The sequence below is a fragment of the Streptomyces sp. NPDC107546 genome (assembly GCF_055639175.1).
The window spans coordinates 30,393-44,609 of the sequence record NZ_JBVKBA010000044.1 but is presented as its reverse complement, the minus strand read 5'-3'; the positions used below and the strand labels follow the sequence as shown (position 1 = coordinate 44,609).

14 protein-coding genes and 4 pseudogenes are annotated in these 14,217 nt (G+C 69.8%); 5 read left to right on the top strand and 13 right to left on the bottom strand.

Annotated features, from left to right (window positions below):
- Positions 1–140 precede the first annotated feature (140 nt).
- Positions 141–626 (bottom strand): annotated as a pseudogene (locus tag ACZ7L1_RS35475) (ISL3 family transposase); the annotation flags it as partial.
- A gap of 276 nt (positions 627–902) precedes the next feature.
- On the opposite strand from ACZ7L1_RS35475, the gene ACZ7L1_RS35470 reads away from it, so the two are divergent.
- Both ACZ7L1_RS35470 and ACZ7L1_RS35465 read left to right on the top strand, forming a co-directional pair.
- Complete coding sequence (locus ACZ7L1_RS35470) at positions 903–1,154, top strand: DUF4287 domain-containing protein (protein ID WP_471443330.1); 252 nt, start codon at positions 903–905, stop codon at positions 1,152–1,154.
- 454 nt (positions 1,155–1,608) lie between these two features.
- The gene (locus ACZ7L1_RS35465; protein WP_471443320.1) at positions 1,609–1,896 is read left to right on the top strand and encodes a hypothetical protein; all 288 of its coding nucleotides are present in this window, start codon (positions 1,609–1,611) and stop codon (positions 1,894–1,896) included.
- Positions 1,897–2,155: 259 nt separating this feature from the next.
- Here the strand turns inward: ACZ7L1_RS35465 and ACZ7L1_RS35460 are convergent, their stop codons facing one another.
- Positions 2,156–2,503 carry an STAS domain-containing protein gene (locus tag ACZ7L1_RS35460; protein ID WP_471443318.1) on the bottom strand — a complete coding sequence of 116 codons (348 nt, stop codon included), beginning with the start codon at positions 2,501–2,503 and terminating at the stop codon, positions 2,156–2,158.
- Between the two features lie 455 nt (positions 2,504–2,958).
- On the bottom strand, positions 2,959–3,279 hold the full coding sequence (locus tag ACZ7L1_RS35455; protein WP_471443316.1) for an ANTAR domain-containing protein: 321 nt from the start codon (positions 3,277–3,279) through the stop codon (positions 2,959–2,961).
- Between the two features lie 393 nt (positions 3,280–3,672).
- Here ACZ7L1_RS35455 and ACZ7L1_RS35450 point away from each other — a divergent pair, with 393 nt between their 5' ends.
- Positions 3,673–3,858: a hypothetical protein gene (locus tag ACZ7L1_RS35450; protein WP_471443315.1), complete on the top strand. Its 186-nt coding sequence runs from the start codon at positions 3,673–3,675 to the stop codon at positions 3,856–3,858.
- A 66-nt stretch (positions 3,859–3,924) separates the two neighbouring features.
- Complete coding sequence (locus ACZ7L1_RS35445) at positions 3,925–4,215, top strand: STAS domain-containing protein (RefSeq protein WP_471443313.1); 291 nt, start codon at positions 3,925–3,927, stop codon at positions 4,213–4,215.
- Between the two features lie 343 nt (positions 4,216–4,558).
- On the opposite strand, the gene ACZ7L1_RS35440 is transcribed toward ACZ7L1_RS35445, so the two are convergent.
- The 10 genes and pseudogenes from ACZ7L1_RS35440 to ACZ7L1_RS35395 form a co-directional block, all read right to left on the bottom strand.
- Positions 4,559–5,023 carry a hypothetical protein gene (locus ACZ7L1_RS35440; protein WP_471443311.1) on the bottom strand — a complete coding sequence of 155 codons (465 nt, stop codon included), beginning with the start codon at positions 5,021–5,023 and terminating at the stop codon, positions 4,559–4,561.
- A 116-nt stretch (positions 5,024–5,139) separates the two neighbouring features.
- Entirely contained in the window at positions 5,140–5,907 is a 768-nt protein-coding gene (locus ACZ7L1_RS35435; protein WP_471443309.1) for an ABC transporter ATP-binding protein, read from the bottom strand.
- A 3-nt stretch (positions 5,908–5,910) separates the two neighbouring features.
- Positions 5,911–7,518, bottom strand: coding sequence for a benzoylformate decarboxylase (gene mdlC / locus ACZ7L1_RS35430; RefSeq protein ID WP_471443307.1), 1,608 nt, complete (start codon positions 7,516–7,518; stop codon positions 5,911–5,913).
- Complete coding sequence (locus tag ACZ7L1_RS35425) at positions 7,515–8,360, bottom strand: ABC transporter permease (protein ID WP_471443305.1); 846 nt, start codon at positions 8,358–8,360, stop codon at positions 7,515–7,517. Before ACZ7L1_RS35425 ends, mdlC begins: the two co-directional genes overlap by 4 nt.
- Positions 8,357–9,157, bottom strand: a complete 801-nt coding sequence (locus tag ACZ7L1_RS35420; protein WP_471443303.1) for an ABC transporter permease — start codon at positions 9,155–9,157, stop codon at positions 8,357–8,359. The genes ACZ7L1_RS35425 and ACZ7L1_RS35420 overlap by 4 nt, the downstream gene beginning before the upstream one ends.
- Positions 9,154–10,122 (bottom strand): ABC transporter substrate-binding protein, encoded by a 969-nt coding sequence (locus tag ACZ7L1_RS35415; protein ID WP_471443302.1) that lies wholly within the window; start codon positions 10,120–10,122, stop codon positions 9,154–9,156. Before ACZ7L1_RS35415 ends, ACZ7L1_RS35420 begins: the two co-directional genes overlap by 4 nt.
- A 340-nt stretch (positions 10,123–10,462) precedes the next feature.
- Positions 10,463–10,855, bottom strand: a pseudogene (locus tag ACZ7L1_RS35410) (zinc ribbon domain-containing protein); the annotation flags it as partial.
- A gap of 1 nt (position 10,856) precedes the next feature.
- Positions 10,857–11,470, bottom strand: a pseudogene (locus tag ACZ7L1_RS35405) (transposase); the annotation flags it as partial.
- On the bottom strand, positions 11,434–11,709 hold the full coding sequence (locus ACZ7L1_RS35400) for a DUF4328 domain-containing protein (RefSeq protein ID WP_471443328.1): 276 nt from the start codon (positions 11,707–11,709) through the stop codon (positions 11,434–11,436). The gene ACZ7L1_RS35400 and the pseudogene ACZ7L1_RS35405, both read right to left, overlap by 37 nt.
- 131 nt (positions 11,710–11,840) lie before the next feature.
- Positions 11,841–11,996, bottom strand: a pseudogene (locus ACZ7L1_RS35395) (hypothetical protein); the annotation flags it as partial.
- A gap of 458 nt (positions 11,997–12,454) precedes the next feature.
- Between ACZ7L1_RS35395 and ACZ7L1_RS35390 the strand changes: the two are divergent.
- A complete protein-coding gene (locus ACZ7L1_RS35390; RefSeq protein WP_471443301.1) occupies positions 12,455–14,164 on the top strand; it encodes an MFS transporter in 1,710 nt (569 codons plus the stop codon).
- The last annotated feature ends 53 nt before the right edge of the window (positions 14,165–14,217 follow it).

Genomic DNA, 14,217 nt, shown 5'->3' with positions numbered 1-14,217 from the left:
GCCCGCCGGCCAGCTACGACGGCGACGATGGGCACTCCGAGGCCACGACAGTCTCGACAGTGACACAACGTCGCCACCGGATGTGAGACAGAGCCAACTTAACGGCCCTGTCCCACATTCGGTGGTGACGGAGGGTGGCGCTATCCGAGGAGGATGCGGTGGCGGAGGAGGGAGAAGCCTGCTCGGCCGTGCATCTGGCGCGCGATGCGCTTGGTCTTGGTGTTGACACCTTCGGTGGGACCGTTGCTGTGCGGAAGTGTGAGTGCGGCGTCCACAGCGTCGCGATCTCGGTCCAAGCCCCGGGCGAAGGCGTGCAGATGGGGCAGATCGGCTGAGCGAACCTCGACGATCCAGCGCGAGAGCCCGTCGACATTTCCTGCGCAAGGCGTCAGGAGTTTGGCGAAGCCCCGAACAACGGCGGCCAGTTGGGTGATCTCGGGGCAGGCGGCGGTGAGCCGTGCGAGAAGATCGTGATGTTCGGGCATGAGGTTGTCGGGCCTGGTGAGGATCATCCGAGCGAGCCGACGCGGGGAGACGTGGCTGCGGTCGGCGTCCGCGCGGCCCTGGTTGATGTACTTGTGTAGGAGGTTCAGGCAGCCGGCGAACCCGAGGGCCTTGATCTCTTCGACAGTAGTCGCCCCCTCCAGGCGCAAAGACTGCGGCGATCCTGGGAGCGGCCGCCTCCTGGCTGCCGAGTCTCGTGCGAGCACGCGGTTCCGCTCCCCGGAAAGAGGTGCGGCCTCGCGCAGGCTTCCGGGGGAAGTGCTGCCGTGGTGCGGTGCCGGCGCCGCAGCCTGCCCGATCCTCGCGGACTGCACGATGGCGCCGGCGGGCTCACCCCGAGGTCGGGGACCCCCGAGGCGCCGCAACAGCTTGCGGCGCCCGTGGGACCAGCCAGCCGGCTGCGCCGTACCCCAGCGGCGCGGCGCCCGTGGGACCAGGCAGGGAACAGCCGCCCGCTCCTCGGCCCGTCGGCTGCGTCCGATGTGCCGCCCTACTGGTCGCCGTCCGGGCGGTCCTCTTCGTCCTGGACCTTCTGCTCGAGCCAGCGCTGCATGGAACTCGTCGCATGGCTCAAGTCAGAGCACGGCGTCGGACACGGGCACGCCAACGCCCTTGTCGCCCACACCCTCGGCCAACGCGGCAGCAACTAACCCTAGACCCGGCCGTGGCTCCTGCGGGCGATGGGACCCACGGCCGGCCACGGTGCTGTCGGTTCTCATGAACATCGAATACGCCGACCGCGGGGGCCTCACAGAGTGACGAACAACCGCTGTAGTTCTCGTGAACAGAACCACCCGGCTCCCCTGATCCGTCACGACGGCATCGGGACAGCTCCACGACCGGATGAGCAGGCCCTGATCAACGCCCTGCCTGACGACCATGACCAGCTCGTCACCGCTGAAGGTGTTCCACGGCGCCGAAGACCCCGGCCGAGCCAGCCCGCCGCTGGGGCGTCGTGATCCCTTCAGCACCGCTCACATCAGGCGGCGCGGGTGTGCGGGGAAGGCGAGGGGGTACGCGAGCCAACCGGAATGACTACATCCGCATAGGAACCGCGTCGCACGGTGATAGGACGCAGGGCGAGCCGAGCAGGAGGAGAAGAGCATGAAGTTGACGCGACGAATCGCGAGCGCAGGCGTGTGTGCCGCGATCGCGGGAGGCCTGGCAGTGACAGGCGGCAGCTCAGCGATGGCGGCTACTGCTGGGACGGGCAAGCACCACCGGGTCGCCAGCGCCACAGCCGGCATTGCGGGCCACCGCACTGCGCGGCAGCCCACAGATCCGTGGATCGCTGACCAGCTGGCAGCTTTCTACCCCTCGGCCGCCCACCAGCTGGCGGTGTTCGATCCCTGGGTCAAGGACCAGCTGGCCCTTTCTCATCTCGGCCAGTGAGTGCAGCGGGTGGCCTTGAGACGTCGTCTTCTTGGGGCCGCCGTGCCGCGCCCGGCGGTCGTGGACGCCGGGCGCGGCACGACGGCCTCAGCACACTCGCCGGGCATCCGACCACACCCAAGCGCGCCTGGACGCACGGCCCGCGTGCGCTGCCATGCGGGTGACGCGAGCGTGACCGCTGATAGTTCCCGGTGTCGGGAGAGCGCACGAACCCGGCAAGTCCTTCGCCGCCGCAGCGGCGAAAGACCCTCGGAGTGATTCAAGCCGTCAGGGCATCATCCGGGCCGTCCGCGGCCGTGGTGTCGGCCGCCAACAGGTCGTAGGTCTGCGTGATCTCGAGAAGGCGCGCGGGCTGGGGCTGGAGTCCGGTGACGGCCAGGTGGCCTCCCTCGGCATGAAGGCGCTGGCGCAGCAGCAGGAGCAGGTTCAGCGCGCTGGAGTCCATGAAGGACACACCGGATAGATCCAGGTACAGCGGCTTGCCTCCCAGGGGGGTGTCTAAGGTGGCCTGCTCCAGCTGGGGACAGGTCTGCAGGTCGATCTCTCCCCGCACGGTGATCACGGTTCGGTCGGGGTGCTGTTGTGTCACCACGGTGAAATCGCTCATGGTTCGCCCCTCACATTTCGGGGTCGAGCCCATCACGCCCTCCGTGGGGGAGGGCATCAAGCACGCGGCGTGGGGCCGCATGCAGCCGAGCAAGACAACCCGTACCGCGCCCCGGCCATTGAAATGACCTGTAAGGGCGGCGCGGGGCCTCTCACCAGACCAGGCTGGTTGTCCGCGCAGCGTCGCACATGCGGGTCAGCGTCCACCAGCACGTGCTCCCGAAGCGGGCAGGGATCCGTATACGACCTCCTCACGTCAGCACAGCCACGGAACGGGGCGCAGCTCCACCCGGCGGCGCATCCCACATAGCGGCCAGCACAGACATCGACGGCCTGACGCCGGCCACCGCCGCCGCACTACTCCAGGAAGACGAGCAGCTCAGGGACGCCGTGGAAGCCGCCTCGTCATCGACATGGCCGGGGCGTACAGATACGGTTTCGCCCTGAAGCGTGCGGTCAGACCGGCCGTCGGTGGCGGGCCACGGCGGCGTGGACTTCGCCCTGCAGCAGGGCGGGCAGGGCCGCGCCCTGGGCGTGTTTGATGATCTCTTCCGCGATGGCGGAAAGCTTCATGTTCGTGTGCTGGGACACGTCCCGCAGCACAGTAAATCCGTCATCCGGGGTTATCTGCCCCAGTACCAGCAGGACGCCGATGGCCTGGTCGACAACGGCATGGGACGCCAGTGCCTGCCGCAGATGTTCGTTCTCTGCCCGCAATCGGTCGACCTCGGCCACGCTCGCGTCGGCGGACACAGCGGCCTGTGTTTCGGGCAGCATGGCAAACCACCGGCGGGGAGGGGACGCGGGCAACTCCACTACTGCCCTGCTCACCACTCGACATCCCCCGAAACTGTGCAATACCGCACTCTGTTCTTTGCAATACCGCACTCTGTTGTTACGGAAGGCGTTGTGAGCAGCCGCGCAGCGCTGGGCGGACTTCCTGAGGCCCGGGCGCCCTGCGTGGGTGGCGCCCGGGCTGAAGGGAGGGAAGGACCCCACGCCCAGGATCACGGCCAGGGCCAGGACGTGCATCCGCACACGGTGACGTCACCCGATCGGCCCACACGCCCCCGGCCCCCGGCATGCGGTGCACCCCGATCGGACGCAGGCTGAGCTTGAACGGTTGCTGATGCGCCGCGGCTGTGCTCACTGCTCCGTCAGGGAGGCACCGTGATCGTGATAGCCCTGCTCGTCCCGGTGATCCTGCTCCTGATGGCATTCGCGCTGGACGCCCTGGAAAATCTCCTCTTCCCTCCCTCCTCCTCGCCTCCGACACAGAGCGCGATCCCCGAGCAGCCGGCACCGACCGCCGATCACAGCGACAGCTCTGATCTCGACCCGGCATACGAGGGTTGAAAAGGCATCCCCGCCAGTTGCCGCCTGCTGGCCATCGCGCCAGCCTCCGCCCCGAACAAGTTCCGCGTGCTGACCTTGGCGGGAGAGATCGATCACGACACCGGCCACACGCTCCGCCAGGCCCTGGACGCCTCCGACGCTCCCCTCCCCCGCATCGTGGTCGATCTGAGCCGGGTCACCTTCATGGACTCAAGCGGCATCAACATCTTCATCGCCGCCCACCACACCCTCACCGAGGCCGGCGGCTGGCTACGCCTGGCCGCACCGACCGAGGCCGTGATGCGCACCCTCCGAATCGTCGGCGTCGACGCAATCATCGACTGCCGCGAAACCCTGCGCCAAGCACTCACCACCTGACCCGTCCCCCTACCGGCCATGCGCTGCCCGGCAGGATCAGTGCTGACGGTGATCGCGCTTGGACAGCTAGCGGGGACTGAGCTGGCGCCAGCAGCCCTGCACGAGGTCTTCGGCTTCCCGCACCACCCGCTGAGCGCATGGCGCCTCCGCAGGCACGCGCTGCCCGGCTTGGGGCACCGACGGAACTCGCTGACCTGCTCAAACGTGGCTCGCGTTGTCTGTAGTTTCCGTGCTGGGTTTGCGGGTTCCTGGTGGACTTCCGTTCCTCGCCGTCGTCGGTCCGGGTGGTTCAGTGCGCAGGTGAAGGGCTCGGCGATGTGCGGTCGATGGTGTTGCGCCCGGGTCATGAGCCGTCGATGCGATCGAACAGCGCCAGGGCCTCGGCGGTGCGGCGGTGGTCCGGGCCGAAGGCAGCCAGACAGGCGTGGGCGGTCTCGACCAGGGTGCGGGCCTCGGTACTGCTGCCCAGACCCAGCAGGGCGGTGGCCAGGGCCAGCTCGACGGCGCCGGTCTCCGGGCGGCACTCGGACTCGGGCAGGCTGCGGCGCAGCTCGTCGGCGTGCTCTGCCTCGCCGAGAGCCTCTTCATGGCGGCCCTGGCCATTGAGACTGCGGGCCAAGCCGAGCCGCAGGGGCCAAGGTGAACCTGCCGGTAGGCGCTGAACGGCAAGGGCCTCGCGGGCGAGCGCCTCGGCCTCCGCGTGGCGACTCTGCCCATTGAGAGCGTAGATCAGCCCGTTGCAGGCGGCTGCCGCCAGCATCCGCATCTCCAGCCCTCTGCCGCGGGCCGTGACCTGGGCAAGCGCCACGCACTCCGCCTCGCATTCGGCGTGCTGGCCGAGCGAGGCCAGCGTCCGGGCGCGGTTCGAGCCCAGCGCCAGGGTCTCCGGATGGGGGGCGGTTCACATCACATCGTCGCAGTTGCTCATTCCGGCCCTCCCGGCGGAGTGTTTCGCACCGCCCGTCCCACCTCCGTGCGCAGCGCCACGAAACCGGGAGAGCTGCGCGTGGTGATCTGGTCACGCTCGCCCGGTAGGGCGACCAGCAGGTCCCGGACGACACGGGAGCCGGGGCCAGGAGAGAGGACGACGACACGGTCTCCCACGTACACGCTCTCGTCGATGTCGTGGGTGACGAACACGATGGTCGTGTCGTCGGCGCGATGGACCTCGAGCAGCAGGTCCTCCAGATCCTCGCGGGTGCCCGCGTCCAGCGAGCCGAACGGCTCGTCCATGAGCAGCAGCGAGGGCCGGCAGACGAGGGCGCGGGCGATGGCGACGCGCTGCTGCATACCTCCGGACAGCTCCCGGGGATGGCGCCGGGCGACCCCGTGCAGCCCGACCCGTTCGAGGATCGTCTCGGCCTCGGCCCGGCGGGCGGCGCGGGCCAGGTCCCGACGGCGCAACGGCAGGGCCACGTTGTCACGGACGGTGAGCCACGGCAGCAGCGATCGGCCGTACTCCTGGAAGACCACCGCGAGCCGCTCCGGCACGCCGGTCACCGGTGTCCCGTCGACTGTGACCGTGCCGTCCTGTGCGGGCAGCAGCCCGGCGATGGTGCGCAGCAGCGTGGACTTGCCGCAGCCGGACGGCCCGACCACGCTGAGGAGTTGCCCGTCGGGCACGGTCAGGCTGATCCTGTCCAGGACGTGCTGGTCGCCGAAGTGCCGGCTGACGGAATCGAGGCGCAGCATTCCTCACCCGGCCCAGGGCTCGTACAAGGTGCCGGCGCTGCCGGTCACCGCGACGTTCAGCAGGAAGGGGCCGGTGTCGTCGCCCCGGCCCAGGGCGTGGTCCAGGGCGGCCGGCAGCTCCTCGGGGTGCTCGACGCGGGCCGCGGAGCAGCCGAAGGACTCCGCGAGTGCTGTGAAGTCGATACCCCCGATGTCCGTGCCGGGGACGGGCGCGATGCCGATCCGGCGGCCCAGCGCGCGGACGGCCGCGTAACCGCCGTTGTCCAGAAGGACGTAGGTGACCGGTGCCGTGTGGCGGGCCGCGGTCCACAGGGCCTGCACCGAGTACAGTGCCGAGCCGTCCCCGACCACGCACACCACCCGGCGCCTGTCGGCGAGGGCCCGGCCCACCGCGAGGGGCAGGCCCCAGCCGAGCGCTCCGCTGCCCGTGGTGAGGAAGCCGCCGCTCAGTTCGATGGGCACGCGTGCGTGGAGCGCGTCACGGTGGCTCGGTGCCTCTTCTACGAGGACCCGGTCGCGCGGCAGCCGGGCGCGCAGCAAGTCGAAGATCAGCTCCGGGGTGATGTGCCCCCCGGCGCGGGCCGGGACGGGTGCCGGCCGGGGCGGCGGCGGGGCGCGGTCGGGTTCTTTCAGCAGCCCGGTGAGCCTTTCCAGGGCGGCCCGCAGGGTGGTGACGATGCTGGTGCCGGTGGGCAGCCAGGCGGCCTGGCCGGGGTCGCAGTCCAGATGGAACAGCTCGGTACCGGGCGCGAGCGGCGGACCGCCGTCCGCCACGTGATAGGTGAACACTGGTGCGCCTAGGGCGACCACCACGTCGTACGGCGCGAGACGCGCGGACAGTTGGCGGGCGACCGGCGGCAGGAAGCCCTGGAACAGTGGATGCGACTCCGGGAAGCCGGAGCGGCCGGAGAGCGGGCTGATCCACACCCCGGCCCGGATCCGCTCGGCCAGCGCCCGCACCTGTTCCAGCGCGTCCTCGTCGTCCACGCCCGGACCGACCACGAGCGCCGGGCGCCCACAGGTCTCCAGCCGGGCGGCGAGCGCGTCGAGGGCGGCCGGGGCGGCCGTGAAACCCGAGTGCAGCGTGCGGGGCGTGACGGGCTCGGCGGGCCGGTCCCAGTCGTCCTCGGGCACGGACACGAACACTGGGCCGCGTGGCGGCGCCATCGCGACCCGGTACGCCTCGGCGAGCACGGCCGGCACGTCCTCGGCCCGCTCCGGCTGGCGCGCGGACTTGACGTACGGGCGCGGGAACAGGGCCGGTTCGTCGGCGCCGAGGAACGGTCGCAGCTGGATCAGCGAGCGCGCCTGCTGACCAGCCACGATCACCAGCGGCACCCGGTCGCGGAAGGCGTTGAAGATCGTGCCGAGCGCGTGCCCCACCCCGCCGGCCGAGTGCAGGCTGACGAACGCGGCCCGCCGGGTGCCGAGCGCGTGCCCGGCCGCCATGCCGACGGCGACGGACTCCTGCAGACCCAGCACATAGGTGAAGTCGTCCGGCCAGTCGCGGAACATCCGCAGTTCCGTGGAGCCCGGATTGCCGAAGACCGTGGTCATGCCGGTGTCGCGCAGAAACCGCACAACCGCCTCGCGCACGGTGGCTGTTGTCATGCTGTCCTCCCTGCAGACGATCCCGGGCCGACGAGCCGCTTCTCGACCGCCAGCAGTCCGGTGTTGAGGAGATACCCGAGTGCGCCGAGCAGCAGCAGCGCCGACCACACCGTGAGCAGGTCGGAGCGCGTCTGGGCGTCGGTGAGCGTGAACCCGATGCCGTCGTCACTGCCCGGCAGCAGCTCCGAGAACACCATCAGGATCAGGCACAGCGACAGGCTGAGCCGGAGCCCCGCGAAGATCCGGGGCAACGCCGAGGGCAGGATCAGGAACCACAGCCGTTCGGGTGCCGTCAGTCGCAGCACGGCCGCCACCTGGAGCCGCAGCGGATCGGTGGCACGGGCGCCCTCGGCCGAGTTGATCAGCACCGGCCACACGGCGCCGAACACGATCGACGCCACCTGCATGGGCGTACCGACATCGAAGACGACGACGAAGACCGGCACCAGCGCGGGCGGCGGCACGGCCCGCGCGAACTGGAGCACCGGGTTGCACAGCGCGTACGCCCAGCGTGAGCGGCCCACCGCAATCCCCAGGGCGATCCCGGCGACGGCGGCGAGCGTGAACCCGGCCGCCATTCGGCCCAGGCTCGGCAGGATGGTGCCGACGGCGCCCGAGGTGAGGAACAGATGGCCGACTGGGCCCGAGAACCACAGGTCACGAGCGTGCCTGGCGATCCGTAGCGGCGGCGGGAAGTACACACTGTCCTGCGCACGGGCGGCCAGCTCCCAGCAGAGGACGGCGCCGAGGAACACCGACCAGCGAAGCAGGAAGGGCACGGCGGGGGTGCGAGGCGAGCCGGGTGCGGATCCGGACTGTGCGTTGCCCTGCGTCTGCGTCATGGGCGACCCCGCTCCGACTTCCCCGACGCTGGGCGTGGTTCCTGCGTCCAGGCAAACAACCGCCGCTCGGCGCCGACCAGTACGCCGTTGATCACCAACCCGAGGCCGCCCGCCCACACCACCCCGGCCAGCACGTCCCGCGTGCCGTCGGTCCCGGTCTGGGCCTGGGCGATGAAGATGCCGAGGCCCTGGCCGAAGCCGGAAAGGATCTCCGTCGCGACGGCGAGGATCAGGGCGACCGCGGCCGAGATCCGCACGCCGGCGGCGATGAACGGGGCGGTGGCCGGCAGCTCCACCCGCAGCAGTACCGCGAGCCGGCCGAACCCGAAGGCGCGCAGGGTGTCCCTGGCCAGCGGGTCGGCCTCGCCGAGGCCGTAGACGGTGTTGAACAGCACCGGCCACAGCGAGGCGTACGCGATCAGCGTCACCTCCGTCTGTGTGCCCGACCCGAGCAGCAGTGACACCAGGGGGATCAACGCGACGGACGGCAGGGGCCGCAGGAACTCGATCACGGCACGTGCGGCGGCCTCCGCCACCGGCACCGCGCCCAGCAGCAGTCCCAGCGGCACCGCGAGCGCACAAGCGAGCCCGAGGCCGAGCGCCCACGCCCGCAGGGTCACCCCGATCCCGTCGAGAAAGGCCGGGTCACCCGCCAACCGCGCGGCGCGGATGAGGACTTCGGATGCGGGCGGCAGATAGCTGCGCCGGACGATCCCCGCCCGGGCCACCGCCTCACACATCCCGAAGGCCACCGCTGCGCCGAGCAGACCCAACAGGAGTTCCTGACGCTGTTTCATTTCACCAGCAGGAGTGCCGGGTCGATGTCCTTGCTCAGCATTCCCTGGGTACGCATGAGCCGGATAAGCCGGAGCAGGGCTGACGGATCGGCGGCCGGTGGGTAGGCCGGCAGGTGGATCGACGCGGCTTGGTCCGCCGTCACCTTGGTGTACTTGGGCAGTTCGGTTCGCACAGCCGCCGGGTCCTCGGCAGCCAGCTTGGACGCCGCCTCGACGGCACGCCGGAAGCCCGCTGCTGCCTTTGGGTTCTTCTTCACGAAGTCGGCCGTGGTGATGTACCCGCTGGCGGGCAGTCCCCTCGCCGGCCCCGAACCGCCATCGAGCAGCACCCTCGCGCCCAGCTCGCCCTGGATGGCCGTGTCGAAGGGCTCGACCGCGTGTACCGCGTCCACCTGAGCCCTCTGCAGAGCGGGACCCATCTGCGGGAACAGGATCTGCCGGTAGACGGGGCGCCCGGCGTGCCGGGCGTCGAGGATCGCGTTCAGGGTCAGGGACTGGATGTTGTTCAGGACGGCGACGGCGACCTTCTTGCCGACGAGGTCCGCGGGCGACTTCAGGGCGGAGTCCTTGCGCACGAGGACATCCATCATGTGCGGGGCGATCCGCACGCCCTCGGCCAGAATGCGCAGGTCCAGGGTGCCCTTCTCGTACGCCTGGAAGTAGGTGACGTAGTTCGCGCTCGCGATTACGTCCACCTGGCCCTTGAGCAGCGCGGGCAGCGCCTGGATGCTCTGCTGCACGGGCTGGATGCGCACGTCCAGGCCCTCCTTGGCGAACAGCCCACGGTCCCGGGCCAGATAGAGGGCGGCGGAGTCGGTGAGCGGCAGTGCCGCCACGGTCAGCTGCTGCCGGCCGTCACCGGAGTGCGGTGTGCCGCCACTGTCACAGCCCACCAGGATCAGCGCCGCGGCGGCGACGAGGGCGGCGAGGCGATTGGTTCCCGAACGCGATCGACGTAAAGGCATGTCGGCATGACTACCCCGAATTTGTCATGATCGCTACATATTCGGGGCGGGCTTCGGGGTCTTTGGAGAAATACGAACCGAGCGCCGGGGAGCTACGCAAGCCGGGCGGGGGCGTGCAGCGGGGCGTGGGGCGCGTTAGCGTGCCGCACCGAGGCGGTTCGTCCGCAGGGCGCCGTCGAGTACCACTGTTCGCGCAGTCTCCCCTGACCGGGGGCCTGTGATGCGTGCGCGATGCGTGAGCGGACCGTCCGGCATGGGGCATCACGAGGAGGAGCAAGCACACAGCAGCGTGACGCTGACCAGGTAAGACAGCATGACACATTGACTTCCGCTCCCCGGCCTAAAGTCCGGGGATTCCTGCCACGGTCGGCTGACCGTCTCGGTGGGTTCCTGCTTCAACGCGCTGCGCCGGTACGGGCACCGGTCTTACTTGCGCTCCACAGGCTGATACCGCCAGTCCGGCGGCCTTGGCGACGTTGACTGCCGCGTTGATGTCTCGGTCCAGGACGGTCCCGCAGGCCCCGCACGTCCAGACGCGGATGTGGAGGGGCTCGGGGCCGTCCTTGACGCCGCAGGCCGAGCAGACCTGAGAGGTCGGCTCGAACCGGCCGATGCGGTGGAAGATGCGGCCGAACTTGGCGGCCTTGTACTCCAGCATCGCCACGAACGCCGACCATCCGGCGTCGTGGACGGACTTGGCCAGGTTGGTGCGGGCGAGGCCCTTGACCGCCAGGCGCGTCCGGCCGGGTGCGGGGGCGGCCGGCAGGTCCGCGCACCCCCACCTTCTTCCAGGACGGGGACGAACTGCGGACTGTCCGCCGCCTGGCCCGCGGTCGGGACGAGCGCCAGCGGGCGGCACTTGCGGTCGGCGGCGAGGTGGACCTTGCTGGTCTGCCCGCCCCTGGAACGTCCCAGGAGGGCGGCCTTCAGGCGGACTCTGTGTCGGCGCCGGATGCGTCGTCGCTCTTCCCGTTCGGGATCTGCTTCGACTTCCTGCCCGGTTTGTTCTTCGGAGCCACCCCCTTTGATCTGGCCTTCTCTTCCCCGGCCGCGGCCTTCCCCAGGGCGGTGAGGACGTCCTGATCCAGGTGCATGCCAGCGGCGTCGTGGTGAGCGCGCGCGGTGGTGGAGTCGATGCTGACCAGGGACAGGTCCACCTCGCCCCGCTTCGCGGCTTCTGCGATCAGTCCCTCAAGCAGGGCCTCGAAAATACCCGCGTTACGCCACTGCCGGAAACGGTTGTGCACAGTGGGCCAGGCGCCGAACTCCTGCGGCATCTCCCGCCACTGCCGCCGGTCTTGAACCGCCAGATCACGCCCCGGAGCGCAGCACCCTGTAGCCGGTGAGGTGTTTGACGACCCGGATCGCCAGCACCGACTTTCCCGACACCCCGGCACTCGCGCGCTCGATGTCCAGCACGACCTGGCGCGGGAACCACCAGTTGAGCACGGGGATGAACCAAGCCACGACAGACCGGGCACCGGACGCACCGGCAGTTGTCCTGGAGAGGATCTGCGCGTTACGCCGACAACGCCCCAGCCGCACAAGGAACAACATGGCTGTCCCCAGGTCGAGCAGCGGGAGCACGTCGCCCGCAGCGACCACGAGATCGAAATCCGCGCGATGCCGATCAGGCTCGGCTCGAACCCGACGGGATCGGCCTGGGACCACGGCAGTTCGGGCGCCGGCCGCCGTGCCACTGCCGGCATCGACGCATCAAGATCAACCCCGATACAGTCGTACGCGAGCTCCACGAGCCGGATCACGACCCGTCCGGTACCGCACCCGGCATCCAGCACCCGCGCTCCGGCGGGCACGAGCGCCGCGCAGAACCGCGCCTCCCGTGCACGTCCTGCTGGAGCGCACCCTCCCATGGGACGAGCGCCCTCTGCTCGATGCCCTGTACGACAACGAGCACCGGCCGCACCGAGCCGTGAATCCAAACGACTCGGCTTCACCTGGCCCGACCAACCACCGAGGCAGGACAGATAAGGCGCCTGGAGATCCGCCGACCAGATGGGCTCGGTGGGCCCCTCCACGAGTACGAACATGCGGCCTGAAACAGGCCGGGTGATTCATCGACCCCCTCAGAGGTCCCGGCGTGACCGGATCCCCCGCCCTCCGGGTACAAGGTCACGTTTCGGCATCGCCGTACACACCTCTAGGCCGTACCGACTGGTCGGTACTAGCCTCTGCGCACACCTTCCCCGAACACAGCGACCCGGGATTCGGCCCACCAGGCCGAACAGCGCTCGCGCCTCGCCGCGCCGCACGACGTGCACTGCCCGCACCCACCGCACCGGGCCCTCGGGCCCGACCCAGGAGCCGCCGCATGACTGCCATGCCTGCTTCGCCCGACGACACGCAACTTGGACCGACCGACACCGGCACGCCGGTAACAGCCGGCCGCGCCGCCCGGCTGTGGCGTCGGGAGTTGAACCACTACCCCGTCACCTCACGCCGCCTGGCGTACCTGGCGATCGTGGTGTTGACCACCGTGGTCCTGTACTACGCCCTCTACGTGCAGTACGCGGTCGCCACGTCGATCATCACGCACTTCCACATGACCTACAGCTATTTCGTATGGGTATCCGTCATCGGCAACGCGGTCGGCGCGTTCGCCTCGCTCGTGGCGGGCCTCGCCGACCGCTGGGGCCGGGCCAACATGGTGGTCTACGGTCTTCTCATCGCCGCCCTGCTCAGCCTCCTCGCCCTGCCCAACGCCCCGGACAAGGGCACCTACCTGGTGCTCTTCGCCTGCCTCAGCTTCATCGAGGGCATCGTGCTCGTGGCCACTCCGGCACTGATCCGGGACTTCTCCCCACAACTCGGCCGAGCCACCGCAATGGGCTACTGGACCATGGGCCCGGTCATCGGGAGCCTGGTCGTCACCGTCGTCACCAGCAGCACCCTGTCCTTCGCCGGCTGGCAGGACGAGCTGCGCTACTCCGGCTGGGCCGGGCTTGCCGTCTTCGTTCTGGCGCTGGTGGGGCTGCGCGAGCTGTCGCCCGGGCTGCGTGATCAGATCATGGTCAGCCTCCGCGACCGTGCGCTGGTCGAAGCGCGGGCCAAGGGCCTGAATCCGAGGACGGCGGCGGAGGGCCACTGGCGGCAGATGCTGCGGCTGGACGTCGTCGGCTCGGCCACCGCTGTCAGCCTCTTCCTCCTGCTCTACTTCGGCGCTGTGGGAAACTTCGTCGTCTATTTCGCCGCGACCTTCGGCTACAGCGAGCAGCGCACCAACGGGCTGGCCAACTGGTACTGGGCGGCCAACGCCGTCGCGCTGGTGGCGGCCGGGCTGGTCTCCGACAAGCTGAAGGTGCGCAAGCCGTTCATGGCCGCCGGAGCCGTCGGTTCGATCGCGGTCACCACGCTCTTCGCCCTGCACGCCACAGAGCAGGACACCGGTTACTACACCTTTGCCGCACTGTTCGTCGCCATCGGTGTGTTCACCGGCGTCACCTACGCCCCCTGGATGGCGAGCTTCACCGAGACCGTCGAGAAACACAACCCGGCCGCCACGGCGACCGGTCTGGCCGTGTGGGGATGGATCATCCGGGCGGTGGTCGCGATCTCCACGGCGTTCGTCCCGGTCGTGGTCACGTCGGCCACGCCACTGGTCGAGCATGGTGCCCAGGTGAAGGCCGCGAGCGTCCAGGCCGCCCCCGCTCTGGCCGTCATCGACGCGCACCCGCGGCTTTTCGCCGAACTCGAGGCGTACCCTCCGACCGCGGTCCCGCCCGCACTGGCGGCTCGGGCGGTGCGAGAGGTCGGGGCCGACGATCTGGCCACCGTGCGCAAGGCCCAGCCGCAGTTGGCGCTGCTGCAACGCTACGGATCCCAGGTGAAGAGCGCCGCGGCCCAGGGTCCGGAACAGTGGCGCACCTGGTGGCTGATCTGTATGGCCGGACAAGTGTTCTTCCTGCCGTTCATCTTCGTCATGGCCGGCCGTTGGAGCCCGCGGAAGGCACGCGAGGAGGCAGTGGAGCACCAGCGCGCCGTTGAGCGTCAACTGGCGGCCCTCGCCGATGAGGGCGACTGATCCCACGGCCACCCTCGAGCCTTGGTGGGCAGCGCAAGGGCTGCCCACCAAGG